At 33.4% G+C, this 25372-nt stretch carries 29 protein-coding genes and 1 pseudogene; 28 read left to right on the top strand and 2 right to left on the bottom strand.

Going from position 1 to position 25372, the window contains the following annotated elements; genetic code table 11:
- The first annotated feature begins 4 nt into the window (after window positions 1-4).
- Window positions 5-634: a lysophospholipid acyltransferase family protein gene (locus tag ACJTHF_RS08445; RefSeq protein ID WP_058591103.1), complete on the top strand. Its 630-nt coding sequence runs from the start codon at window positions 5-7 to the stop codon at window positions 632-634.
- A complete protein-coding gene (locus ACJTHF_RS08440; RefSeq protein ID WP_106417951.1) occupies window positions 628-1164 on the top strand; it encodes a hypothetical protein in 537 nt (178 codons plus the stop codon). The genes ACJTHF_RS08445 and ACJTHF_RS08440 overlap by 7 nt, the downstream gene beginning before the upstream one ends.
- A 134-nt stretch (window positions 1165-1298) precedes the next feature.
- Here the strand turns inward: ACJTHF_RS08440 and ACJTHF_RS08435 are convergent.
- Window positions 1299-1922, bottom strand: a pseudogene (locus ACJTHF_RS08435) (BCCT family transporter); the annotation flags it as partial.
- 152 nt (window positions 1923-2074) lie between these two features.
- Between ACJTHF_RS08435 and ACJTHF_RS08430 the strand changes: the two are divergent.
- The 3 genes from ACJTHF_RS08430 (at window position 2075) to ACJTHF_RS08420 (ending at window position 5302) form a co-directional block, all read left to right on the top strand.
- Window positions 2075-2935 carry a GNAT family N-acetyltransferase gene (locus tag ACJTHF_RS08430; protein ID WP_167388713.1) on the top strand — a complete coding sequence of 287 codons (861 nt, stop codon included), beginning with the start codon at window positions 2075-2077 and terminating at the stop codon, window positions 2933-2935.
- 104 nt (window positions 2936-3039) lie between these two features.
- Window positions 3040-3555, top strand: coding sequence for a DNA-directed RNA polymerase subunit delta (gene rpoE / locus ACJTHF_RS08425; protein WP_048540943.1), 516 nt, complete (start codon window positions 3040-3042; stop codon window positions 3553-3555).
- A 145-nt stretch (window positions 3556-3700) separates the two neighbouring features.
- Entirely contained in the window at window positions 3701-5302 is a 1602-nt protein-coding gene (locus ACJTHF_RS08420; RefSeq protein WP_025904459.1) for a CTP synthase, read from the top strand.
- A 220-nt stretch (window positions 5303-5522) separates the two neighbouring features.
- On the opposite strand, the gene ACJTHF_RS08415 is transcribed toward ACJTHF_RS08420, so the two are convergent.
- Complete coding sequence (locus ACJTHF_RS08415) at window positions 5523-6050, bottom strand: DUF2529 family protein (protein ID WP_058591101.1); 528 nt, start codon at window positions 6048-6050, stop codon at window positions 5523-5525.
- Window positions 6051-6110: 60 nt separating this feature from the next.
- Here ACJTHF_RS08415 and ACJTHF_RS08410 point away from each other — a divergent pair, with 60 nt between their 5' ends.
- The 23 genes from ACJTHF_RS08410 (at window position 6111) to atpA (ending at window position 25371) form a co-directional block, all read left to right on the top strand.
- A complete protein-coding gene (locus ACJTHF_RS08410) occupies window positions 6111-6464 on the top strand; it encodes a response regulator (protein WP_078354904.1) in 354 nt (117 codons plus the stop codon).
- A gap of 85 nt (window positions 6465-6549) precedes the next feature.
- A complete protein-coding gene (fdaB, locus tag ACJTHF_RS08405; protein ID WP_025904462.1) occupies window positions 6550-7407 on the top strand; it encodes a class IIb fructose-bisphosphate aldolase FdaB in 858 nt (285 codons plus the stop codon).
- 274 nt (window positions 7408-7681) lie between these two features.
- Window positions 7682-8938 (top strand): UDP-N-acetylglucosamine 1-carboxyvinyltransferase, encoded by a 1257-nt coding sequence (locus ACJTHF_RS08400; protein WP_232157221.1) that lies wholly within the window; start codon window positions 7682-7684, stop codon window positions 8936-8938.
- A gap of 72 nt (window positions 8939-9010) precedes the next feature.
- Window positions 9011-9340 carry a winged helix-turn-helix transcriptional regulator gene (locus tag ACJTHF_RS08395; protein WP_025904464.1) on the top strand — a complete coding sequence of 110 codons (330 nt, stop codon included), beginning with the start codon at window positions 9011-9013 and terminating at the stop codon, window positions 9338-9340.
- A gap of 170 nt (window positions 9341-9510) precedes the next feature.
- Window positions 9511-10941: an aldehyde dehydrogenase family protein gene (locus ACJTHF_RS08390; RefSeq protein WP_058591099.1), complete on the top strand. Its 1431-nt coding sequence runs from the start codon at window positions 9511-9513 to the stop codon at window positions 10939-10941.
- A gap of 215 nt (window positions 10942-11156) precedes the next feature.
- Entirely contained in the window at window positions 11157-12473 is a 1317-nt protein-coding gene (rho, locus tag ACJTHF_RS08385; RefSeq protein ID WP_048540930.1) for a transcription termination factor Rho, read from the top strand.
- A gap of 109 nt (window positions 12474-12582) precedes the next feature.
- On the top strand, window positions 12583-12837 hold the full coding sequence (locus ACJTHF_RS08380) for a type B 50S ribosomal protein L31 (RefSeq protein ID WP_025904467.1): 255 nt from the start codon (window positions 12583-12585) through the stop codon (window positions 12835-12837).
- Between the two features lie 119 nt (window positions 12838-12956).
- Entirely contained in the window at window positions 12957-13556 is a 600-nt protein-coding gene (locus ACJTHF_RS08375; RefSeq protein ID WP_025904468.1) for a thymidine kinase, read from the top strand.
- Window positions 13549-14625, top strand: coding sequence for a peptide chain release factor 1 (gene prfA / locus ACJTHF_RS08370; RefSeq protein WP_048540928.1), 1077 nt, complete (start codon window positions 13549-13551; stop codon window positions 14623-14625). Before ACJTHF_RS08375 ends, prfA begins: the two co-directional genes overlap by 8 nt.
- Complete coding sequence (prmC, locus tag ACJTHF_RS08365) at window positions 14612-15466, top strand: peptide chain release factor N(5)-glutamine methyltransferase (protein ID WP_119649167.1); 855 nt, start codon at window positions 14612-14614, stop codon at window positions 15464-15466. The genes prfA and prmC overlap by 14 nt, the downstream gene beginning before the upstream one ends.
- Before the next feature lie 90 nt (window positions 15467-15556).
- Complete coding sequence (locus ACJTHF_RS08360) at window positions 15557-16603, top strand: L-threonylcarbamoyladenylate synthase (protein WP_058591097.1); 1047 nt, start codon at window positions 15557-15559, stop codon at window positions 16601-16603.
- Complete coding sequence (locus ACJTHF_RS08355; RefSeq protein ID WP_048540922.1) at window positions 16600-17016, top strand: low molecular weight protein arginine phosphatase; 417 nt, start codon at window positions 16600-16602, stop codon at window positions 17014-17016. Before ACJTHF_RS08360 ends, ACJTHF_RS08355 begins: the two co-directional genes overlap by 4 nt.
- Before the next feature lie 86 nt (window positions 17017-17102).
- Complete coding sequence (gene rpiB / locus ACJTHF_RS08350; RefSeq protein ID WP_025904473.1) at window positions 17103-17540, top strand: ribose 5-phosphate isomerase B; 438 nt, start codon at window positions 17103-17105, stop codon at window positions 17538-17540.
- Complete coding sequence (locus ACJTHF_RS08345; RefSeq protein WP_232157219.1) at window positions 17537-18061, top strand: TIGR01440 family protein; 525 nt, start codon at window positions 17537-17539, stop codon at window positions 18059-18061. Before rpiB ends, ACJTHF_RS08345 begins: the two co-directional genes overlap by 4 nt.
- A gap of 24 nt (window positions 18062-18085) precedes the next feature.
- Window positions 18086-19327: a serine hydroxymethyltransferase gene (gene glyA / locus ACJTHF_RS08340; protein ID WP_025904475.1), complete on the top strand. Its 1242-nt coding sequence runs from the start codon at window positions 18086-18088 to the stop codon at window positions 19325-19327.
- Between the two features lie 22 nt (window positions 19328-19349).
- Window positions 19350-19979 (top strand): uracil phosphoribosyltransferase, encoded by a 630-nt coding sequence (gene upp / locus ACJTHF_RS08335; RefSeq protein ID WP_025904476.1) that lies wholly within the window; start codon window positions 19350-19352, stop codon window positions 19977-19979.
- A gap of 22 nt (window positions 19980-20001) precedes the next feature.
- A complete protein-coding gene (wecB, locus tag ACJTHF_RS08330) occupies window positions 20002-21138 on the top strand; it encodes a non-hydrolyzing UDP-N-acetylglucosamine 2-epimerase (RefSeq protein WP_037589782.1) in 1137 nt (378 codons plus the stop codon).
- A 162-nt stretch (window positions 21139-21300) separates the two neighbouring features.
- On the top strand, window positions 21301-21651 hold the full coding sequence (locus ACJTHF_RS08325) for an ATP synthase subunit I (protein WP_025904478.1): 351 nt from the start codon (window positions 21301-21303) through the stop codon (window positions 21649-21651).
- A gap of 30 nt (window positions 21652-21681) precedes the next feature.
- Window positions 21682-22404 (top strand): F0F1 ATP synthase subunit A, encoded by a 723-nt coding sequence (gene atpB / locus ACJTHF_RS08320; protein WP_025904479.1) that lies wholly within the window; start codon window positions 21682-21684, stop codon window positions 22402-22404.
- Window positions 22405-22456: 52 nt separating this feature from the next.
- A complete protein-coding gene (gene atpE / locus ACJTHF_RS08315; protein ID WP_016998905.1) occupies window positions 22457-22675 on the top strand; it encodes a F0F1 ATP synthase subunit C in 219 nt (72 codons plus the stop codon).
- Between the two features lie 99 nt (window positions 22676-22774).
- Window positions 22775-23299: a F0F1 ATP synthase subunit B gene (locus ACJTHF_RS08310; protein ID WP_058591096.1), complete on the top strand. Its 525-nt coding sequence runs from the start codon at window positions 22775-22777 to the stop codon at window positions 23297-23299.
- A complete protein-coding gene (locus tag ACJTHF_RS08305; protein WP_025904481.1) occupies window positions 23299-23838 on the top strand; it encodes a F0F1 ATP synthase subunit delta in 540 nt (179 codons plus the stop codon). The genes ACJTHF_RS08310 and ACJTHF_RS08305 overlap by 1 nt, the downstream gene beginning before the upstream one ends.
- Before the next feature lie 18 nt (window positions 23839-23856).
- Window positions 23857-25371: a F0F1 ATP synthase subunit alpha gene (gene atpA / locus ACJTHF_RS08300; protein WP_025904482.1), complete on the top strand. Its 1515-nt coding sequence runs from the start codon at window positions 23857-23859 to the stop codon at window positions 25369-25371.
- Window position 25372 lies beyond the last annotated feature (1 nt).

Here is a 25372-nt window from a genome sequence, read left to right as displayed (position 1 = left end):
CGATATGTTAAGACTCATTATATTTACATGTATCATTAAGCCAATTATTTTAATTGTTTTAGGATTAAATATACGTAGACGAGAATGGTTACCTAAAAAAGGTCCTATTGTGATTATTGCCAATCATAATTCACATTTAGATACACTTGTACTACTTTCATTGTTTCAAGGAGAAGGGTTTAAGAAAGCACGACCTGTAGCAGCAGGTGATTATTTTCTAAAAAACAAAATATTAAAATGGTTTTCCATGAATATTATGAGAATCATACCAATAGAGCGAAAAATGACGAGAGATATTAAAGGATTATTTGAACCAATTGTTGATGCTTTAGATGAAGGCAGTATTATTATCTTGTATCCAGAGGGAAGTAGGGGAGAACCTGAAAAGTTATCAAAGTATAAATCGGGCATTTATTATTTAATGAGAGAACGACCAAACATTCCTATACAACCTTTGTTTCTACATGGTTTAGGAAAATCATTACCAAAAGGCTCAAAACTATTTGTACCATTCTTTGTTGATATTTTTGTAGGGCGTCCATTTTTATTTAATGAGAATAGAAAAGCATTTATGGATGAGCTTAATGAACGAATGAATGAACTCAGAAATGAAGGTGATTTTAAAGAATGGTAATCATATTTATATGGGCTTTTCTTGAAGCAATTGTTTTCTTTATTATCCCTGATGTTGCTTTAACTTATTATGCAATCATGCAAAAAAGTAAATTTAAATTATTATGTGCAAATCTGATTGCTATTATAGGTGCAGTTCTAGGTGGAATTATCGTTTACATTATTTCAATTCAACATTTGAACTTTGTTGAAATGATCATGATTAACATTCCTGGTATTCATCCATATATGATAAAACATGTGATACATTCATTAGAATATAAAGGTGTACTCGGATTAATAGAAGCACCTTTATTTGGTATTCCATATAAACTTTATGCAATGATGAGCTATCATGAAGGTATATCATTTATTATATTTATAATCGTAAGTTTCATTGCAAGACTCTTGAGATTTATATTAACGAGCTATCTAGCATATGTACTCAGTCATATTGTGTTTAAAAACGTTAATCGATATATAAAAATATTACTATGGTTGATCGTATGGATAATCGTCTATTGGGTATATTTTTCGATTCATACGTTTTAAATTATGAAGTTACGACAATCAAAAAGTTACCATTCATTAATTTAAACAATGAATGGTGACTTTTTTAATTATTTTACTTCTTCTTCACGTTCTTCTAATGACTTAGAGAAATCTGTGTCATCATCTATATAAGTCATTACTGTTGCGACTATCGCTAGGATATCGATAATATTTCTGAATGGTTTTTTATAAGTTTCACCAAATACAGGTTCCATTGCTGTAGATATTAAACCGTCTCTTCTTTTTCTAAACTGGAAGTAAGCTACTATAAGCCCTGCCATTGCAAAGATAGACCATTGTGAAATGCCCCAATGGAAAAATGTATAACCCATTGCAAATCGAGCTGATTCTAATGTAGAGCCATCTACTTCATTTGGAAGTGGTGATTTTAAGTAATGTGTCATTGGTTCAGCTACACCCCAGAATACAATCCCGACACCGAGACCAGCAGAGAATAACATGCCGACCCATGATATAAATGAGAATTCTGGTTCTTCGTCGTCTCTACCGAGTTTAAATCGACCAAACCTTGTTATGGCTAACCCAATTAAAAAAATATCTAAAACGAATACGATGATTAAGAATAACCATCCTGTACTGTTAGATATAAATGTATATAATATATTAGCGTATTTACCAAAACCATTTGGAAAAATTCCAGCAATTAAAGTCACTAATAATATAATAGACATTGATACCCAAAATACTAATGTTGTCTTATTATTATGCCTGTCTGTATTTTCTTTTGACTGTTTCATTAATATCCCCCTTTAAATTATGCAGTCTTATTTCTATTATCCTCATCAAAATCAAACTAACATGTGGATTATAATTACGTTTCCTAAGGTTCTTAATTGCGCATTGAATGTAAAATTCGTTATGATATATATAAACAAACGGAGGGATATCAATCATGAAAGCTAAATCATTCGGTGAAATCGTCATTAAACCATTTGAAGAACATATGAGAACGGCACTATATGATTTTGAATTAAATGAACGACAACAAATTTATTCTTCATTACCTAAAGAAGTGTTGGATGGTGCTATCGAAGATCCTGATAGAAGACCTAATGTCGTTGTAAATGAACAAGACGACATAGTTGGTTTCTTTGTATTGCATAAGTATTATCAACACGAAGGTTATGATACACCGCATAATGTTGTTTATATACGTTCATTATCAATCAATGAAAAGTATCAAGGAAATGGGTATGGCACGACTATAATGATGAATTTACCTGAGTATGTTCAACATGTGTTCCCTGATTTTGATCATTTATATTTAGTAGTAGATGCTGAAAATGAGGCAGCATGGAATTTATATGAAAGAGCTGGCTTTATGCATACAGCTACAAAAGAAGAAGGACCATTAGGTAAAGAACGATTATATTATTTAGATTTAGATTCAAAATATGTATCTTCATTGAAACTTGTATTAAATGAAGATGATTTAGATAATGAATTTGTCGATATACATTTAATGAAAGATAATCAAAAAGTAGGTATCATCGTATTAGAAGATAAAGATCACTATTTTGATATTCGTAGTATAGAAGTTGAAGAAGACGAAAGAAAAGAAGGTATCGCAGAGAGTGCTTTAAGACAGTTAAGTACTTTTGTTAGAAGAAGGTTTGAAGATAAGAAAGAAATACACATCACTTTATTCGGTTCAAACAATAAATTGAAACCGTTATGTGAGAAAGCACGATTTGTAGAAATACAAAAATCAGAGGACTATATTAAACTCATGAAATATATTAAGTATTAACTAACATTTGCTAAAAATCATCTTGTCAATTATAATCGTAAACTGTTATGATTATAAATATTAATGTGCGACAATAGTTCGATTGTTGAAAGGAAGAGTAAAGCATGAAATTAAAAGATTTCACAAAAGAAATGGTAGATGAGCATTCATTTATCGAAATGGCTTATATTTTATTAACAGAGAACGGTAAAGAAACAAACTTATATGATATGATAGACGAATTCAAAAGCTTAGGTAATTATACTGATTCAGAAATTGAGAATCGTATTTTACAATTTTATACGGACTTAAATACTGATGGACGCTTCTTAAGTGTGGGTGAGAATATTTGGGGACTTCGTGACTGGTATTCAGTTGACGATATCGAAGAAAAAATTGCACCAACAATTCAAAAATTCAATGTTCTAGATGAAGACGATGAAGCTGATTCAGAAATTTCATTATTAGGGGAAGAAGACAAAACTAAAGAACTTGATATTACAATTGATCAAGATGATGAAGAAGGTTTAAATGATCCTGAAGACCCTGAAGATGAAGAAGTAGAAGATGAATTAGATGAAGCTGGTCTTGTTGTAGATGAAGAAGACGAAGATGAGGAAGACGAAGAAGACGAATTTTAATTGACTTTTCTTTAAAAGATGGTAATATTTTATTTGGGCTCCTTTAAATAGGACAATCGTATAAATATAGCGCTCCCTCCTTACATTTTTAACAATGTAAGTGGGAGCGTTTTTTATTTTTTAAAAAATAAATGGAGGTACAAACATGACAAAGTTCATATTCGTAACAGGTGGCGTAGTATCGTCTCTTGGTAAAGGTATTACAGCAGCATCACTAGGGAGATTACTTAAAAATAGAGGATTAAATGTAACGATTCAAAAGTTTGACCCATACTTAAATGTTGATCCAGGTACAATGAGTCCATATCAACATGGTGAAGTTTTTGTAACTGAAGATGGAGCAGAAACAGACTTAGATTTAGGACATTATGAAAGATTTATTGATATTAATCTTAATAAATATTCAAATGTAACAGCAGGTAAAGTTTATTCTCACGTACTTAAAAAAGAAAGACGTGGCGATTTCTTAGGTGGTACAGTCCAAGTTATCCCGCATATTACAAATGAAATTAAATCAAGATTATTAATGGCTGGCGAAAGTACAAATGCTGATGTTGTGATTACTGAAATTGGTGGTACAACAGGTGATATTGAATCTTTACCATTTATAGAAGCAATTAGACAAATCAAGAGTGATCTTGGTCGTGAAAATGTTATGTACATCCATTGTACGTTACTTCCATATATTAAAGCTGCTGGTGAAATGAAGACAAAACCAACACAACATAGTGTAAAAGAGTTAAGAGGTTTAGGTATTCAACCAGATTTAATTGTGGTACGTACTGAGTATGAAATGACTCAAGATTTAAGAGATAAAATTGCATTATTCTGTGACATTAACAAACGTGCAGTCATTGAATGTAGAGATGCTGATACGTTATATCAAATTCCATTAGCATTAAAAGAACAACATATGGATGATATCGTCATTGAGAGATTAGACTTAGAAGCTGCACCAGAAGCGGAATTAACAGAGTGGAACCAATTATTAGACACTGTTCGTAATTTAGAAGGATCAGTGAAAATTGGTTTAGTAGGTAAATATGTTAGCTTACAAGATGCATACTTATCAGTTGCAGAAGCATTAAAACATGCTGGTTATGATTTTAAATCAGACGTTGAAATTAAATGGATTGACTCTGAAAAATTAAACGAAACAAACTATCAAAAAGAACTTGCAGATGTAGATGGTATTTTAGTACCAGGCGGATTTGGAGATAGAGGTGTAGAAGGTAAGATATTAGCAATTCAATATGCACGTGAAAATAACGTACCATACTTAGGTATTTGTTTAGGTATGCAATTAGCAACAGTAGAATTTGCTAGAAACGTAGTTGGATTAAACGATGCACATTCAGCTGAATTAGATCCAAACACACCATACCCAATTATCGATTTATTACCAGAACAAAAAGACATCGAAGATTTAGGCGGAACATTAAGATTAGGCGTTTACCCATGTAAAATTGAAGAAGGTACAATTGCACATAAAGTCTATGGTGAGTTAGAAGTAGACGAAAGACATCGTCACCGTTATGAATTTAATAATGAATATCGCGAAAGATTAGAAGAAAAAGGTATGAAATTCTCAGGAACAAGCCCAGATGGTAGATTAGTAGAAATCGTAGAATTAGAAAATCACCCATGGTTTGTAGCATGTCAATTCCATCCAGAATTCTTATCTAGACCAACACGTCCACAAAAATTATTCAGAGGATTTGTAGAAGCAAGTATTCAAAATAAATAATATATATAGCGCCCTTTATCCTAATACTTTTTCAAGTATTTAAGATAGAGGGCGCTTTTTTGTGGGATTATATAATTGAAGATTATAGTATGCTGCGTTGTGAACACTTTTGGGTAAACTTGTTCGTAACGGGTGCGGTAATTACAAAACTCATATGAATTGTAACTAAAACATCCATTATCCACCAACTCATAAAACTCAACCCCATTATCTACTATTACTAGATTTCTTCATTTAAATCTTGTGTAATCTCATGCATTTCAGCAAACATGATATAATATATATAATTTAAAGCCATAAGATGTGGGGTAATAATTTTACTGTAATCAGCGGTTGGAACGATTGCTCTTGGTGTTGATAAGTCAATATAATGCATAAGTGCTTCATGTGTTTTATTGTCTTTATCTTTATTAGCTATTACGACAAAATCTATATCGTATTCGTTTAATTTTGTAATCCATTCGTTGAGTTCTTCAGTAAAGGAAGCTCCGGCTAATAATACACGGTCAGTAGAGTCGATCTTTTTGATTTCATCTAAAGTATTGAGTGTTTCTGAATGTGGTAAGCTTTCGTTACTGTCAGTCATAAATGCTTGAAAATGATTGATTTCGTCGAAAGTTTTAATGCGTATTTTGCCTTCACCGTTTGCTGCTTGCATAAGCAGTTGGGACGCAATTTCAATTTCTTCAATTTGGGCATCTATTTTACTAAATATGCCGTTTAATTGTGTATTAAATATTTTAAGCAATTTGTATTCTCCTTATTAACGTCATTAAATTTATTTTATAGAAAAAGTGGGGTATCTTCAATGGATGTACTTATTATAGATGATGAAAAGAATATTAGACAATTATTAAAAGAAATTATGGAATTAAATCATTTTAATGTAGATACTGCTAAAAATGGAGCGGATGGCATTGAATTATTTCATAAAAATACTTATAAACTGATTTTTATAGATAAAAGAATGCCTGGAATTTCTGGTGAAGAAGTATTTGCCGAAATTAGAAAATCTGATAAAAATATTCCGGTTTATATCATTTCAGCATTTCAATCATCTACCGAGTTAGAAGTTTTAAAAAAAGGAAATATTACAGGCGTGCTAATGAAGCCGTTTACAATTGAAGAAGTTATGAAAATTGTAAGAAAACATTTAGGATAGGGCTTTCAAAAGGTGCATATGTTCACAAAGTTTGATATAATAATTTTGTAAATAATTCGTGCCTTGCACATTAGGAGGAAACTCAATGCCTTTAGTTTCAATGAAAGAAATGTTAATTAAAGCAAAAGAAAATGGTTATGCTGTTGGTCAATACAACATCAATAACTTAGAATTTACACAAGCTATTCTTCAAGCTTCACAAGAAGAAAATGCTCCTGTTATCCTTGGTGTATCTGAAGGAGCTGGACGTTATATCGGTGGTTTCAAAACTGTCGTTAAAATCGTTGAAGGTTTAATTGAAGATTACAACATTACGATTCCAGTTGCTATTCACCTTGACCACGGTTCAAGTTTCGAAAAATGTAAAGAAGCTATCGATGCTGGATTCACTTCAGTAATGATCGATGCATCTCACCACCCATTCGAAGAAAACATCGAAATTACTTCTAAAGTAGTTGAATATGCTCATGCTAACGGTGTTTCTGTTGAAGCTGAATTAGGAACTGTTGGTGGACAAGAAGATGACGTAGTTGCAGAAGGCGTTATCTATGCTGATCCTAAAGAATGTCAAGAATTAGTTGAAAGAACTGGTATTGATACTTTAGCTCCTGCATTAGGTTCAGTACACGGACCTTACAAAGGTGAACCAAACTTAGGTTTCAAAGAAATGGAAGAAATCGGTGCTTCAACTGGTTTACCATTAGTATTACACGGTGGTACTGGTATCCCAACTCACGATATCAAAAAAGCTATCACTTTCGGTACAGCTAAAATCAACGTTAACACTGAAAACCAAATCGCATCTGCTAAAGCAGTTCGTGAAGTGTTAAATAACGACAGCGAAGTTTACGATCCACGTAAATACTTAGGACCTGCTCGTGAAGCAATTAAAGCAACAGTTAAAGGTAAAATCCAAGAATTTGGTACTTCTAACCAAGCTTAATTTTAATTAAATTCAAACTACTACAAGCATCGTGCTTGTAGTAGTTTTTTCTGTTTTTAAAGAAAAATTGAATATTTATTCAATACGTTTACTCAATTTATTTTAATTTCAAAAATTTAAAATTTGATACTTCTTTCGTAGTAAATTATGTCATTTCTATTTACTTTTTATGTTTTTGCGTTTATCTTATTGAATAGTATATAATGGAAATAATTATCTATTCATGTTGAGAGAGTATGCATTCTCTAAGACGATGAAGTAAAGGAGTAAACATATGTCTCAAGAAGTTATAAAAATAAATGGTGGCAAAAAATTAAATGGTAAAGTGCAAATAAGTGGTGCTAAAAATAGTGCAGTTGCACTTATTCCAGCAAGTTTAATGGCGAATGATGTTGTGACATTAGATGGACTACCAGATATTTCAGATGTCAAAACTTTAATGAGCCTACTTGGTGATTTAAATATAAAAACAGAATTAAATGGTGATCAGCTTGTCGTTGATTCAAGCGATGCAGTGAATCTCCCTTTACCTAACAATAAAGTACAATCTTTAAGAGCATCTTATTATATGATGGGTGCTATGCTTGGACGTTTTAAAAAATGTGTAATTGGTTTACCTGGTGGTTGTCCTTTAGGCCCTAGACCAATTGACCAACATATTAAAGGTTTTGAAGCACTAGGTGCAAAAGTAACAAATGAACAAGGTGCGATGTATTTAATAGCAGAAGAATTAGTTGGTGCTAAAATATTTATGGATGTTGTTAGCGTTGGTGCAACGATCAATATTATGTTAGCAGCTTCTTTAGCAAAAGGTAAAACAGTAATTGAAAACGCAGCGAAAGAACCGGAAATTGTTGATGTTGCGACATTATTAAATAATATGGGCGCTAAAATTAGAGGTGCAGGTACAGATACATTGAAAATTGAAGGTGTAGAATCCTTGCATGGTACGAAACATACAATTATTCCTGATAGAATAGAAGCAGGTACATACATGTGTGCAGCAGCAGCCATGGGTGAAGAAGTGTACATCGAAAATATCATTCCTTTACATTTAGAACCATTAATCGCTAAATTAAGAGAGATGGGTACTGAAATCGATTTAGGTGAAGATTCGGTCTTAATTCAAGGTAAAGATGAATATAAACCAGTTGATATACAAACTGCTGTTTATCCTGGATTTGCGACAGATTTACAACAACCGTTCACACCTTTATTATTAAAAGCAAATGGTCAAAGTAAAATAACAGAAACAATTTATCCTGCAAGATTTAAACATGTTGATGAATTGATTAGAATGGGTGCTAATGTGAATTTAGAAAACGGCACAGCTATTTATTACCCATCTAAATTGACAGGCGCAAGTGTAGCAGCAAGTGATTTAAGAGCAGGTGCATCTTTATTAATTGCTGGTTTAATCTCTGAAGGTGTTACAACTGTTTATAATGTGAAGCATATTCATAGAGGATATAGCGGTATTGTTGAAAAATTAAAAGCACTCGGTGCTGATATTTGGACTGAAACCGTATAACAAGTATAAAATATATACTTTGTATATAAAGTGTAGTATAATGGCAATATAGAAGTTAAAGAGGTGAGTAACATGGAAGTATGTCCTTATTTGGAAGAAACTTTTAAAGTAATAGGACGCAGTTGGAATGGTTTAATACTTAATTATTTGTCACGTTGTGATGAACGTTCGGCTCATTTTTCTGATATGAAAAGAGACTTAAGACGTATTACACCTAGAGCATTATCTCTTAAATTAACTGAATTAAGTGATTGGGGATTAGTTGAGAAGAAAGTTGTTACAACAACGCCTCTATCAGTTGAATATCATTTAACAACTAAAGGATACGAATTAGCACAAGCGCTTGTACCATTAGAAGAGTGGGCACAAAAAAATGTGGAATTGCAAGAAAATCATTCCTAAACGAATTGAATATTATAAAGTACCCGTCAATGCGATGAAACTCATTTCGTTGGCGGGTGTTTTATTTGTTTGAAATTTAAATTAATCAATTCCCAAACAGATTATTTTAATTATGACTATCATCCATACTATAATAACTAATGTAACAAATATAAAGGAGTAGATAATTCATGAGACAAGATATCAAGCAATATATAAATGGCGAATGGGTTGAAAGTCATAGTGGAAAAACATTAGATGTTATAAACCCTGCTACAGAAGAAGTAATGGGTAAAATTGCTGCAGGTAACAAACAAGATGTTGGTGACGCTGTAGCTGCCGCTAAAAAAGTGTACGTGAAATTTAGAAATACTTCTTTAGAAGAAAGAAAAGCTTTACTAGAAAGAATTGCAGATGAATACGAAAATAGAAAAGAAGATTTAATAGATGTTATGACGGATGAGCTAGGCTCACCAATTGAAAAATCAGAATCTGTTCATTATCAAATGGGCTTAAATCATTTTAGAGAAGCAAGTAAAGCAATCGATTCAATTCAATTTGAAGAACGTCGTGGTGATGATTTAGTTATTAAAGAAGCTATCGGTGTTTCTGGATTAGTAACACCATGGAACTTCCCAACTAACCAAACATCATTAAAATTAGCTGGTGCATTTGCTGCAGGTTCACCTGTAGTCTTAAAACCATCTGAAGAAACACCATTTGCAGCAATTATTTTAGCTGAAATATTTGAAAAAGCTGGCGTGCCTAAAGGTGTGTTCAACTTAGTCAATGGTGATGGCCAAAGTGTTGGTGATCCATTAAGTTCACATCCTGATGTACGTATGATGTCATTTACGGGTTCTGGCCCAACTGGTAGAAAAATTATGGAAAACTCTGCTAAAGACTTCAAAAAAGTATCATTAGAACTAGGTGGTAAATCACCATTAGTAGTTTTAGATGATGTAGATATCGAAGAAGCAGCTAAAGGTGCAGTTGCTAAATTCGTACAAAATACTGGTCAAGTTTGTACTGCAGGTACACGTACATTAGTACCAGAAAGTATTAAAGATGAATTTATCGCAGCAGCTAAAAAAGCAATTGAAAATGTTAAAGTTGGTAATCCTAGAGAAGCTGGCCAAGATGCTGGTCCAGTTGTATCTAAAAAACAATTTGATACAGTTCAAAGCTATATTCAAAAAGGTATCGATGAAGGTGCAACATTATTACATGGTGGTGTTGGTAAACCAGACGGCCTTGAAAAAGGTTACTTCGTTAAACCAACATTATTTACTGATGTAACAAATGATATGACAATTGCTCAAGAAGAAATATTCGGTCCAGTAGGTACAATTATTACTTATAAAGACTTAGATGAAGCAATTGAAATTGCTAATGATACAATTTATGGTTTAGCAGCATATGTATATGGTAAAGATTTAGAACGTGTAAGAGAAGTTGCTAAAGCATTAGAAGCAGGTACTGTGGAAATTAATGATGCAGGTAGAAAACCTAATTTACCATTCGGTGGTTATAAACAATCAGGTATTGGTAGAGAATGGGGCGACTATGGAATTGAAGAATTCTTAGAAATTAAAGCAATTCCAGGTTATTTTAAAGAATAGTAAAATTACAAAATATAATATATTTTTGAGACTGGAACATTTAGGTGTTTCAGTCTTTTTGTATGATGGTTATTATTGTTTAAAAAAGTGAAATATTTTAACATAATTTATATATAACTTATTTTGTCATCTTCATAAAAAAATGCTATAGTTTAAAGGCAGATTATAAATCTGATAAAAATGAATGAGATTTTTAAGAAATGGGTGTCATAAAAATGGCTGAAAGAGTTAGAACAAGTCCTCAGTATGAATCGTTTCACGAATTATACAAGAACTATACAACTAAAGAATTAACATCAAAGGCAAAAGAACTGAGAATAACAAATTATAGTAAATTAAATAAAAAAGAACTTGTCTTAGCAATTATGGAAGCTCAAATGGAAAAAGACGGCAACTATTATATGGAAGGTATCTTAGATGATATTCAACCTGATGGTTATGGCTTTTTACGTACCGTTAACTATTCTAAAGGTGAAAAAGATATTTACATATCTGCTAGCCAAATTAGACGCTTTGAGATTAAAAAAGGTGACAAAGTAACTGGTAAAGTTAGAAAACCTAAAGAAAACGAAAAGTATTACGGATTGTTACAAGTTGACTTTGTAAATGATCAAAATGCAGAAGAAGTTAAAAAAAGACCACACTTTCAAGCGTTAACCCCTCTATACCCACAACAACGTATCCAATTAGAAACTACAAGTAAAAATTATTCAACTAGAATTATGGATTTAATTACGCCAATAGGTTTAGGACAACGTGGAATGATTGTAGCGCCACCTAAAGCTGGTAAGACATCATTACTTAAAGAAATTGCTAATGCTATCGCAATTAACCAACCAAAAGCGAAATTATTTGTATTATTAATTGGGGAACGTCCAGAAGAAGTAACGGATATTGAACGTTCTGTTGAACAAGCTGAAGTTGTTAACTCAACATTCGATGAGCCGCCAGAACATCATGTTAAAGTGGCTGAATTATTACTTGAAAGAGCTAAACGTCTTGTTGAAATCGGTGAAGACGTAATTATATTAATGGATTCATTAACAAGATTAGCAAGAGCATATAACTTAGTCGTGCCACCAAGTGGTAGAACATTATCAGGTGGTTTAGATCCAGCGTCCCTTCATAGACCTAAACATTTCTTCGGAGCTGCTAGAAATATTGAAGCGGGTGGCAGTTTAACAATTTTAGCGACTGCATTAGTTGAAACAGGTTCTCGTATGGACGATATGATTTATGAAGAATTTAAAGGTACAGGTAATATGGAACTTCATTTAGATCGTAAATTGTCTGAGAAGAGAGTGTTCCCTGCAATTGATATTAGAAGAAGTTCAACACGTAAAGAAGAATTGCTATTAGATAAAGAAGAACTTGAAATGATTTGGCAGTTACGTAATTTATTTACTGATTCAAATGATTTCTCTGAAAGATTTATTAGAAAGTTAAAACGCACGAATTCTAACGAAGAATTCTTTGAAGTTTTAAGAAAATCTATGGTCGATAGTGCCAAGACTGGTAAACCGATTATATAAATTTAAGGTTGCATTTTAATTCTTCAACATATATAATATGTAAGTATTGAGTGAATAAGTCACAAATAAACTCTGTTCCAGATGGTTCAGGGCAAAGGAGCTGAAAAAAATGAAACAAGGAATTCATCCAGAGTATAATAAAGTTATCTTTTTAGATACAACTACAGACTTCAAATTCTTAAGTGGTTCAACACGTACTTCAAATGAAACTATGGAATGGGAAGATGGAAACGAATACCCAGTTATCCGTTTAGATATCTCTTCAGATTCACATCCATTCTATACAGGACGTCAAAAATTCGCATCTGCGGATGGTCGTGTGGAACGCTTCAACAAAAAATTTGGTTTCAAATCAAACAACTAATTATGAAGCGAATCAAGCATCCTTTTATAAAGGGTGCTTTTTTTTTGTAAAAATTAATAAATAAGTAAAAATAATATGATATAATTAAGCGATTATGTTGAAAAAGGTGGATAAGTAGTATGTACGAAAATTACCATTCCGGATGGATAGAATGTATTTGCGGAAGTATGTTTAGTGGTAAGTCAGAAGAGCTTATAAGACGTCTGAGAAGAGGTTTATATGCGAAACAAAATGTAAAAGTATTTAAGCCATCTATTGATAATCGATATAGTGAAGAAGCTGTAGTATCTCATAATGGAAATCAACTTGATGCAATCAGCATAGAACATTCTAGTCAAATATTAAAATATGATTTACAAGGCATCGATATTATTGGAATAGATGAAGTCCAATTTTTTGATAATGAAATCGTAAGCGTAGCACAAAAGTTAGCAGAAGAAGGCTATCGAGTTGTTGTAGCTGGATTAGATATGGACTTTAAAGGTGTGCCATTCGAACCAATGCCTGAAATGATGGCAGTTGCGGAAATTGTTACGAAATTACAAGCGGTATGTGCAGTATGTGGATCTCCATCAAGTCGAACACAAAGACTTATTAATGGTGAACCTGCCCATATTGATGATCCGATTATTTTAGTAGGTGCTGACGAAAGTTATGAACCAAGATGTAGAGATCATCATATAATTAGAACTGAAATAAGGAGTGATATAAATGTTTGATCAATTAGAAATTGTTGAAAATAGATATGAACAATTAAATGAATTACTTAGTGATCCGGATGTCGTTTCGGATACAGACAAGCTAAGAAAATATTCAAAAGAACAATCTGACTTACAAAAGACAGTTGATGTATATAGAACTTATAAATCTGTTAAAGGTGACATTGAAGATGCTAAATTAATGTTAAACGAAACAACAGATAAAGAAGAACAAGATATGTTGAAAGAAGAAATTAATAGTCTTACTAAACGTGTACCTGAATTAGAATCTGAATTAAAATTCCTACTTATTCCTAAAGACCCTAACGATGATAAGAACGTTATTATGGAAATTCGTGGCGCAGCAGGTGGAGATGAAGCGGCTATTTTCGCAGGCGACTTATTCAGAATGTATTCAAGATTTGCTGAAGCACATGGCTACAAAATTGACGTTGTTGAAGAGAATATTAGTGACCATGGTGGCTATAAAGAAGTCAGCTTTTCTATTCAAGGAAACGGTGCATTCAGTAAACTTAAATATGAAAATGGCGCACACCGTGTACAACGTGTACCAGAAACTGAATCAGGTGGACGTATTCATACTTCTACAGCAACAGTTGCAGTATTACCAGAAGCTGAAGATGTTGAAATTGATATTAGATCTGAAGATTTAAAAATCGAAACATACCGTTCTAGTGGTTCTGGTGGTCAGCACGTCAATACGACAGACTCAGCTGTACGTATTACACATTTACCAACTGGTATTGTTGCGACATCATCTGAAAAATCTCAAATTAAGAACCGTGAAAAAGCATTTAAAGTATTGAAAGCCAGAGTTTACGATATGATGGTTCAAGAAGAGAATGCTAAATATGCTGAAAAAAGAAAGTCAGCTGTTGGTACAGGAGATCGTTCAGAAAGAATTAGAACGTATAACTATCCTCAAAACAGAGTAACTGACCATCGTATAGGATTAACTTTACAGAAGTTAGATCAAATTATGGAAGGTAAAGTTGACGAAATTATCGATGCATTAACGTTGCATGAACAAACGGAAAAATTGGAAGAATTGAATAATGGCCAATTATAATTTTCAACAGTTACTAAATGAAACTTATGATGGATTATCAGCACGAGGGTTTGAAACCTCTCGTGCTGATTGGTTATTAGAGGATATTTCGGGTATGTCTAGAACGCAAGTTGCCATGAATTTAAATCAAGATGTACCTTCTAATATTTTGGATGCTTATTTAAATAGTAGAGAACGTATGTATGAAGGTGAGCCCGTACAATATATTGCAGGTTTCGCAGAATTTTATGGTAGAAAGTTCAAAGTGAACCAACATGTATTAATACCTAGACCAGAAACAGAAGAACTTGTCTATCAAACATTACAAATGATTCAGAACAAGCAAGTAGTCGTATGTGACATAGGAACAGGTACAGGTGCTATTGCGATCACGCTGAAAAAAGAGCTACCTGATTTATCTGTTATCGCGACTGATATTAGTGAAGAAGCACTATCAATTGCCAAAACAAATGCATCAACACTTGAAGCACCGATAGAATTTCTAAAGGGTAAATCTTTAGAACCGCTGATTAAAGAAAATATTAAAGTGGATGTGCTCGTTTCAAATCCACCGTACATTTCATATGAAGAACAAAAAGAAATGCCTGATACTGTCTTAAATTATGAACCACATTTGGCTTTATTTGCTGAAGATGATGGCTTAGCGATATATAAAGATATTATACTAAATATAGAACACGTTATGTCAGATAATGGACTCGTCATTTTTGAAATTGGTCATTTGCAAGGTGAGATATTAAAAGACTTTATTCAAACCCATTTGAATGTTGAAGATGTAAAAATCATTCAAGATATAAATCAAAACAATCGTATGATACAATTTAATTGGAATAATCAATAGAAGTTATGCACATTTAACGGGAGTTATCCACGTTGTGTGGATAACTTTTGTTTTAATACAATAAATGCTTTAAAGAAGGGAAGAAATGCATTGAAAACAAATGTTTGGGATGTGCGTAAGTATGTTCATAACTTACAAAGTTATCCACAAATCGATGAGATTATTGCAGGATATCATCAAAATAAATTGATTGCTTTACCAACTGAAACGGTATATGGATTAGGTGCTAGTGCAAAAGATGAAGAAGCAGTTAAAGAAATATATGTAGCAAAAGGTAGACCATCTGATAATCCACTTATTGTACATATACATGATAAATCTCAATTAAATGACTTCACCCAAAATATATCTAAAGAAACTGAAATTTTAATGGATGCTTTTTGGCCAGGACCCATTTCTTTTATTGTTCCTTACAAGTCAGGATTTTTAAGTGATCGTGTTACGGGTGGTTTACAATCTGTTGCTGTTCGCATGCCAAGTCATCATGTCGGTAGAGCAGTTCTACAATTAACAAATTTACCTATTGCGGCACCAAGTGCCAACATAAGTGGACGACCTTCACCAACTAAATTTGAACATGTTAAACATGATTTGGATGGAAGAATATATGGCATCATTCAAGCAGAAGATATTGATGAAGGTATAGAAAGTACTGTAATAGATTGTACTAGTTATCCATTTAAAATTGCACGACCTGGTTCAATAACAATAGAGATGATTAATAAAGTGCTACCAAACAGTATTATTAACGAAAAGTTAGATCTGGAAAAACCAATTGCGCCAGGTATGAAATATAAACATTATGCACCTTCGCAACCTGTAACATTAATAGAAGGTGGTATTACAAAACAAATGGGTTTGTCTGATGATATTTCTAAAAAGATAGCAGTAATAGGTCCTAAAAGTATTGAGCCATTAATCTCAGAACAAATGACTTTTATACCGCTTGGTAGAGATGTTTCAGATATTAAAGGTGCGCATCACGATTTGTATGATGCTTTGCGAATAGCAGATCAACTTACAAATATTGATGAAATTTATATAAGTGGCTACGAAAGAAATGACGATACGATCGCACTAATGAATAGAATTGATAAAGCAAGTGGTCATAATATTAAAGGAGAAGATGAATTGTGAAAATAGTTTTTGTATGTACAGGCAACACTTGTAGAAGTCCATTGGCTGAAGCGATAGCCAAAGATATTAAACCTGAATATAATATTCAATCTAGAGGCATTTCAGCTTTTGATGGAACACCAATATCTCCGCAATCAATGGATATCATCTTTAAAAATGATTTGCCCATACCTGATACTGCCAAACAATTTTCAGAGCAAGATTTAGATGCTGATATTATCTTAACCATGACTGAAACTCATAAAATGATTCTAGAATCACAATATAAACATCACAACATTCATTCAATAAAGCAATACGTAAGAGGCGAAAAGGGAGATGTCTCAGATCCCTTTGGTCAGTCACAAATCATTTATCAAAATACTTACGAAGAATTGAGAGCACTGATTGAAGATTTATTACAAAGTAATTAAGAATTCAAATAATTTGCAGAATTGCTATAACACACATAGAAAATAAGTTATAATATTATAGTATAAACAAATTGGGAGGTGGGAAGATGAAAGTAGCTATTGCAGCAGACCATGGTGGCTATGAATACAAAGAAGCAATCAAACAATTACTTGATGAAATGAACATTGAATATAAAGATTTTGGTACACATAAAGGTGAGTCGGTAGATTATCCAGATTATGCAAGACCAGTATCTGAAAGTGTTGCTGATGGAACGTTTGATAAAGGAATTTTGATTTGTGGAACTGGAATTGGTATGTCTATCGCTTCGAATAAAGTAAAGGGGATTCGTTGTGCACTTGTGCATGATGTTTTTACTGCTGAAGTGACGAGACAACATAACGATTCTAATGTATTAGCAATGGGCCAACGTGTTATAGGTGAAGGTTTAGCACTTCTCATCGTCAAGACTTGGTTGACAAGTGAATTCGAAGGCGGTAGGCACCAAAGACGTATAGACAAGATTGAAGGCGGTTGTTCATGAAAGAAGATTTAAAACAATTGTTGAATGAACTTAAGTCTATTGATTTCTTTAACAATCAAGAACTATGCATCATTGGGTGTTCTACATCAGAAGTTAAAGGTTCAAAGATAGGTTCAGATGGTTCGATTGATGTCGCTAAGGTTATTTATGAAAGTCTTGATTTTATACATAAAGAGACAGGTGTTCACTTTGCGTTTCAAGGTTGCGAACATATTAATCGTGCAATAACAATCGAGCGAGAAATATTTGATTCTTATACAATGACTGAAGTTTCTGTTGTACCACAAGCCAATGCTGGAGGTAGTTTGTCAACTTATGCATACCAACACATGAAAGACCCAATAGTTGTTGAACACATTCAATGCGATAAAGGTATTGATATTGGTCAAACACTAATTGGTATGCATTTAAAGCACGTCGCAGTACCTGTATCAATTGAAACTAAGCGCATTGGAGAAGCTATTGTTACAATAGCTAAGAGTCGTCCTAAATTAATAGGCGGCGAAAGAGCAAAGTATTAAATTCTTAAAAGTGAGGGATTGTACATGTCATTAATTAAAAAGCAAGACGAAGAACTTTTCAAAGCAATGGAAAAAGAGTTTGATAGACAAAATAATAATATCGAACTTATAGCATCAGAGAACTTTGTTTCTGAAACAGTAATGGAAGCACAAGGTTCTGTATTAACTAACAAATATGCAGAAGGTTACCCAGGTCGTCGTTATTATGGTGGCTGTGAATACGTTGATATCGTTGAAGATTTAGCACGCGATAGAGCTAAACAACTTTTCGGTGGAGAACACGTAAATGTACAACCTCATTCAGGATCACAAGCAAATATGGCTGTTTATTTTGTAGCTTTAGAACCGGGTGATACTGTACTTGGAATGAACTTAAGTCATGGTGGACATTTAACTCATGGAGCAAAAGTTAACTTCAGTGGTAAGTTATATAACTTTGTAGAGTATGGTGTTTCTGAAGAAAATGAACAAATTGACTATGAAGAAATCTTGAGAGTTGCAAAAGAAGCGCAACCTAAATTAATCGTAGCAGGTGCTTCAGCTTATCCAAGACAAATTGATTTTAAGAAATTCAAAGAAATAGCAGATGAAGTTGGCGCTAAATTAATGGTTGATATGGCTCATATCGCTGGTTTAGTAGCAGCAGGTTTACATCAGAACCCTGTTGATTATGCTGACTTTGTAACAACGACAACACACAAAACATTAAGAGGACCAAGAGGCGGTATGATTTTCTGTAAAGAAGAATATGCTAAAGAAATTGATAAAACAATTTTCCCTGGTATTCAAGGTGGTCCATTAATGCATGTTATCGCTGGTAAGGCAGTTTCATTTGGTGAAGCATTACAACCAGAATTTAAGGAATATCAAAAACAAGTAATTAAGAATGCTCAGAAATTAGCAGCAACTCTAGAAGACGAAGGTTTAAGAATTGTATCAGGCGGTACTGATAATCATCTTATCTGTGTAGATGTTAAAGGTTCTCTTGGCATTACTGGTAAATTAGCTGAGAATGCTTTAGATGAAGTTGGTATTACATGTAACAAGAACACAATTCCATTTGATCAAGAAAAACCTTTCGTAACAAGTGGTATTCGTTTAGGTACACCAGCAGTAACATCTCGCGGATTTGATGAGGAAGCAGTTGAAGAAGTAGGTAGAATTATAGCACTTGTGCTTAAAAATCCAGAAGATGAACAAACATTAAAAGAAGCACATGAACGCGTATTGTCACTAACTTCTAAGTTTCCACTTTACAACAAATAAATATTTATTGGAGGCTAGACTTATGGGTAAAGTACACGTTTTTGATCATCCATTAATTCAGCATAAGTTGAGTTATATTCGTGATCGTAAAACTGGCACTAAAGAGTTTAGAGAGCTTGTCGATGAAGTCGGTATGCTTATGGCGTATGAAGTTACGAGAGATTTTGAAACACAAGATGTTGAAATCGAAACACCTGTGACTAAAATGAACGCTCAAAGATTATCTGGTAAGAAATTAGCACTTATTCCTATTTTACGTGCTGGCCTTGGAATGACAGATGGTATTATGAAACTCGTTCCAGCTGCTAGAGTAGGGCATGTAGGGTTATATCGTGATCCAGAAACTTTAGAAGCGGTAGAATATTTTGTGAAATTACCACAAGATATTGAAGAAAGAGAAATTATTGTAGTAGATCCTATGCTTGCTACAGGTGCATCAGCAATCGAAGCGATTCAATCATTAAAGAATCGTGGAGCAAATAAAATACGTTTTATGGGCTTAATTGCTGCACCTGAAGGGGTTAAAGCATTACAAGAAGCACATGAAGACGTAGATATTTATATTGCTGCATTAGACGAAAAATTAGATGACCATGCATACATTACACCTGGTTTAGGTGATGCAGGTGATCGATTATTTGGCACTAAATAGATAATAGGAGGATTTTATTACAATGAAGAAAATTATGACGATATTTGGTACGCGACCTGAAGCTATTAAAATGGCACCTTTAGTTTTAGAATTAAAAAATGATCCGGAGTTACAACCAATTGTTGTTGTAACAGCACAACATAGAGAAATGCTAGACTCAGTTCTAGAAACATTTGATATTACACCGGATTATGATTTAAATATTATGAAACAAGGGCAAACACTTTCAGAAGTAACATCAAGAGTATTAGGTGGACTTGAAAGTGTTATTCAAGAAGCTAAGCCAGATATGATATTGGTACATGGAGATACAACTACTACTTTTGCAGGCAGTTTAGCAGCATTCTACAATGAAGTTGCAATTGGCCATGTAGAAGCAGGGTTAAGAACTTGGAATAAATATTCTCCATTCCCAGAAGAAATGAATCGACAAATGACGGGGGTCCTTGCTGATTTACACTTCTCACCAACTGATCAGTCTAAACATAATTTACTTCAGGAAAATAAAAAAGACGAATCTATTGTTGTGACAGGTAATACAGCTATAGATGCGTTATCAACTACTGTAACTGACGATTATGAAAGTGAAATTATTAAACGTCACGAAGGTAAACGCATCGTGCTATTAACTGCGCATAGACGTGAAAACATTGGTAAACCGATGGAGAACATTTTTAAAGCTGTGAGACAAATTGTTGAGGAGCATGAAGATGTTGTTGTCGTATATCCAATGCACAAAAATCCTAAGGTTAGAGAAATTGCTAACCAAATATTGAGTGATCATGACCGTATAGAATTGATCGAACCTTTAGAAGTCATAGATTTCCATAACTTTGCAGCTAATTCTCACTTGATCTTAACAGATTCAGGTGGTGTTCAAGAGGAAGCACCTTCATTAGGTAAACCAGTACTTGTCTTAAGAGATACGACTGAGAGACCTGAAGGCGTTGAAGCTGGAACATTGAAACTTGTAGGTGTAGAAGAAGAGAACATCTATAACGAAACTAAAGCGTTACTAAATGATCAATCATTATATGAAAAAATGAGTATCGCTCAAAACCCTTATGGGGATGGTCTCGCTTCTAAGAGAATATGTGAAAATATTAAATATTATTTTGATATTCTGAAAGAAGCACCGGAACCATTTAGAACAAAATAATTAAAGTGGTGGTTTGTGTCAATTCTGTGACAAAAAAATGACAAAAATTTGTTTTCTATTTTTGTCATAGCATTGACACTATAAGTCCACTATATTATCATGAAAATTGTGTGATGAAACGGTTTTCAAAGATATGCCACTTATCTAAGGAGTTTCAGCTGAATGTTTGATATAAAGGGCTTTTTTAAGTCTTATTTACAGTATTTTATTTTCTTTATTATTATTCTAGTTGTAGTGTATTTCTTCTTGAAACATGAGTTCGTTTTAGGACTTATTATTGGAACAATAGCATCAGCTGTTAACTTGTTTTCATGGGAAGTTTACCTCAATCGAGCTAAAAATGCTGAATCATTACAATTATCAACAGGAAACTGGGTCAGATATCTTGTGACAATCGTTGCTTGCTGTTTTTGGCTTAAATATCCACTAATCGTTGATATTATCGGGATTTTATTTGGTTTGATGATAGCATATGTATTAATTATGTTTAAATCACTGAAAAGTCTCGATTAAATAATTAAAATTGTGAAAAGAGGTGAAGATATGGAACACGAATCACCTATGTGGTCCATCAATTTGGGAGGATTTGATTTAGTTTTCAATCTTTCAAGTATGTTAATGTTGTTAGTTTCTGCAGTTATCGTCTTTGTAATAGCTGTTGTCTGTACTAGGAATCTAAAAATTAGACCTACTGGTAAACAGAACTTTATTGAATGGGTATTTGACTTTGTAAAAGGTATTATCCAAAGCAATATGGCATGGAAAGACGGAGGAAGATTTCACTTCTTGGCGGTTACACTTATATTCTTCATATTTGTATCAAATATGTTAGGTTTACCGTTCTCAATTGTTGTAGGACATACATTATGGTGGAAATCACCTACAGCAGATCCAACAGTTACATTAACGTTAGCAACATTGATGGTTCTTTTAACACATTACTATGGTGTTAAAATGCGTGGTACTGGAGCTTACTTGAAATCATTTGTACAACCAGTAGCATTTATGGTGCCATTCAAAATTGTTGAAGAATTTGCTTCAACATTAACGCTTGGTCTACGTTTATACGGTAATATATTCGCAGGTGAAGTATTACTTGGATTATTAGCAACATTAGCAGCTGGAGGCGTTTTAGGCGCGTTCGGAGCAGTTTTACCAGCGATAGTATGGCAAGGATTCTCAATATTCATTGGTTCAATTCAGGCTTACATATTCGTAATGTTATCAATGGTTTATATGTCCCATAAAGTGGCAGACGATCATTAATATATAATTTAAAAAAACAATTAATATTTTTATTTCTAGGAGGAAAATTATAATGAGTTTAGGTGTATTAGCAGCAGCAATCGCGATTGGTTTAGCAGCATTAGGAGCAGGTATCGGTAACGGTCTTATCGTATCAAGAACAGTAGAAGGTGTTGCACGTCAACCAGAAGCACGTGGTCCATTAATGACAATAATGTTTATCGGTGTTGGTTTAGTTGAAGCCCTTCCTATCATTGCAGTAGTAGTAGCATTCATGGTAATGAATCGATAAGCTAAAATATTTTTAGAACAGGCGGAGTCTATCTAAAAAGGATTTCGCCATTCATTTATGAGATGTTATTCATCTTTAATTGCAGTGAAAGGAGTGTAGTTGGCAGTGGATCAAAACGTATTAGTTTTAGGAGCAGCAGGTGGCGGTGTCGAATGGGGAACAGTCTTATTTACATTGATCACATTTATTATCCTGCTTGCCTTATTAAAAAAGTTTGCTTGGGGACCATTAAAATCAATTATGGATGAGCGTGAGAACGCTATTAATAAAGATATAGATGATGCTCATGAAGCAAAAGTAAACGCTAAGAAATTAGAAGAAGAAAATAGAAATCTATTAAGAAAAACTCAAGAAGAAGTACAAACAATTCTTGATGATGCTAAACATCAAGCTAAAGTACAACAAGAGCAAATTATTAATGAAGCAAATGTTAAAGCAAATGGCTTAGTACAATCAGCTCAAGCAGAAATTCAACAAGAGAAACAAAGAGCTATTGCAGATATTAATAATAGAGTATCAGAACTTTCTGTATTAATTGCTTCTAAAGTAATCAATAAAGAAATCTCTGAACAAGATCAAAAAGACCTTGTTGAAAAATACATTAAAGAGGCAGGGGATAAATAATGGCGAATATTAGTCAGAAATATGCCCAAGCCTTATATGATGTAGCTGAAGCGCAAGATTTAACAGACAGCGTCTTAGATGAACTTACTCAAGTAGCAGAAAGTGTTAAAGAACAAATTAGTGATTTAAAAGCAATTGATAACAATCCTAAATTAGCAAAAAACGACAGACAACAATTTGTTGACAATGTATTTAAAGGTGCTTCTAAACCTTTGTTAAACACATTATACCTACTTGCTAATAACAGTAAATTGTCACTAATTCCAGAAATTCATAAAGATTTTAGCAAAATATACAATCAGGTACATAGCCAAGATTTAATGAAAGTTGAATCTGTGTATCCATTATCTAATGAAGAATTAGACGAAATTGGTAAAGCATTTATCAAAAGAACAGGTTTGAAAAAACTTATTTTAGAAAATCAAGTTAATGATTCATTAATTGGTGGTATTCGTGTTTCCATAGGTACAAAAGTATACGATGGTTCCATTCAGAATGACTTAAATCAATTAGCAAAATCATTTCAACAAATGAAATAATATTAAGGAGTGACATAGATGGCCATTAAAGCTGAAGAAATCAGTGCTTTATTACGCTCTCAAATTGAAAACTATGAGTCAGAAATGTCAGTTACCGATGTTGGTACAGTTATCCAAGTCGGCGATGGTATTGCATTAGCCCATGGCTTAAATGACGTTATGGCTGGCGAACTATTAGAGTTCCATACTGGCGTTTTAGGGTTAGCACAAAACTTAGAAGAAAATAATGTAGGTATCGTAATTTTAGGACCTGCAGAAGGTATTAAAGAAGGCGACGAAGTTAAAAGAACTGGTCGTATTATGGAAGTACCTGTAGGGGAAGAATTAATTGGTCGTGTTGTAAATCCATTAGGTCAACCATTGGATGGACAAGGTCCAATCAATACATCTAAGACTCGTCCTGTAGAATCACCTGCAACAGGTGTTATGGATCGTAAATCAGTTGATGAACCATTACAAACTGGTATTAAAGCGATTGATGCATTAGTACCTATTGGACGTGGACAACGTGAGTTAATCATCGGTGACCGTCAAACTGGTAAAACAACAGTTGCGATTGATACAATTCTTAACCAAAAAGACGAAGATATGATTTGTATCTACGTTGCGATTGGTCAAAAAGAATCAACTGTTCGTACAGCGGTAGAAACTTTACGTAGACATGGTGCTTTAGATTATACAATCGTTGTATCTGCATCAGCAGCTCAACCAGCGCCATTATTATACATTGCACCTTATGCGGGTGTAAGTATGGCAGAAGAATTCATGTTTAATGGTAAACATGTATTAATCGTTTATGATGATTTAACAAAACAAGCAGCAGCTTACCGTGAGTTATCATTATTACTTCGTCGTCCGCCAGGTCGTGAAGCTTACCCAGGTGACGTATTCTACTTACACAGTCGTTTATTAGAACGTGCTGCTAAATTAAATGATGACTTAGGTGGCGGTTCTATTACTGCATTACCATTTGTTGAAACTCAAGCAGGGGATATCTCAGCATACGTTCCAACAAACGTTATCTCAATTACTGACGGACAAATATTCTTACAATCAGATTTATTCTTCTCTGGTGTAAGACCTGCAATCAACGCTGGTTTATCTGTATCACGTGTTGGTGGTTCAGCTCAAATTAAAGCGATGAAAAAAGTAGCAGGTACTTTACGTCTAGATTTAGCATCATACCGTGAGTTAGAATCATTCGCTCAATTTGGTTCAGATTTAGACCAAGCTACGAAAGCTAAATTAGAACGTGGTAAACGTACAGTAGAAGTACTTAAACAAGATCAAAACAAACCATTGACTGTAGATCGTCAAGTTGTTATTTTATATGCTTTAACTAAAGGTCATTTAGATGATATTCCAGTTGAAGATATTACGCGATTCGAAGATGAATTCTTAAATTGGATTGATGCAAATGCAAGCGATCTATTTAAAGAAATTCGTGAAACAAAACAATTACCATCTGATGATAAATTTGTTTCAGCAATCGATGCATTCAAAAAAGTATTTAATAAATCTCATGTAGAGTAAT

Origin of the sequence: Mammaliicoccus sp. RAM2 (genome assembly GCF_045897195.1) — a bacterium.
GTDB classification, from domain to species: domain Bacteria; phylum Bacillota; class Bacilli; order Staphylococcales; family Staphylococcaceae; genus Mammaliicoccus; species Mammaliicoccus sciuri.
The sequence above is the reverse complement of the archived record's forward strand: the minus strand, read 5'-3'. Positions and strand labels throughout refer to the sequence as shown.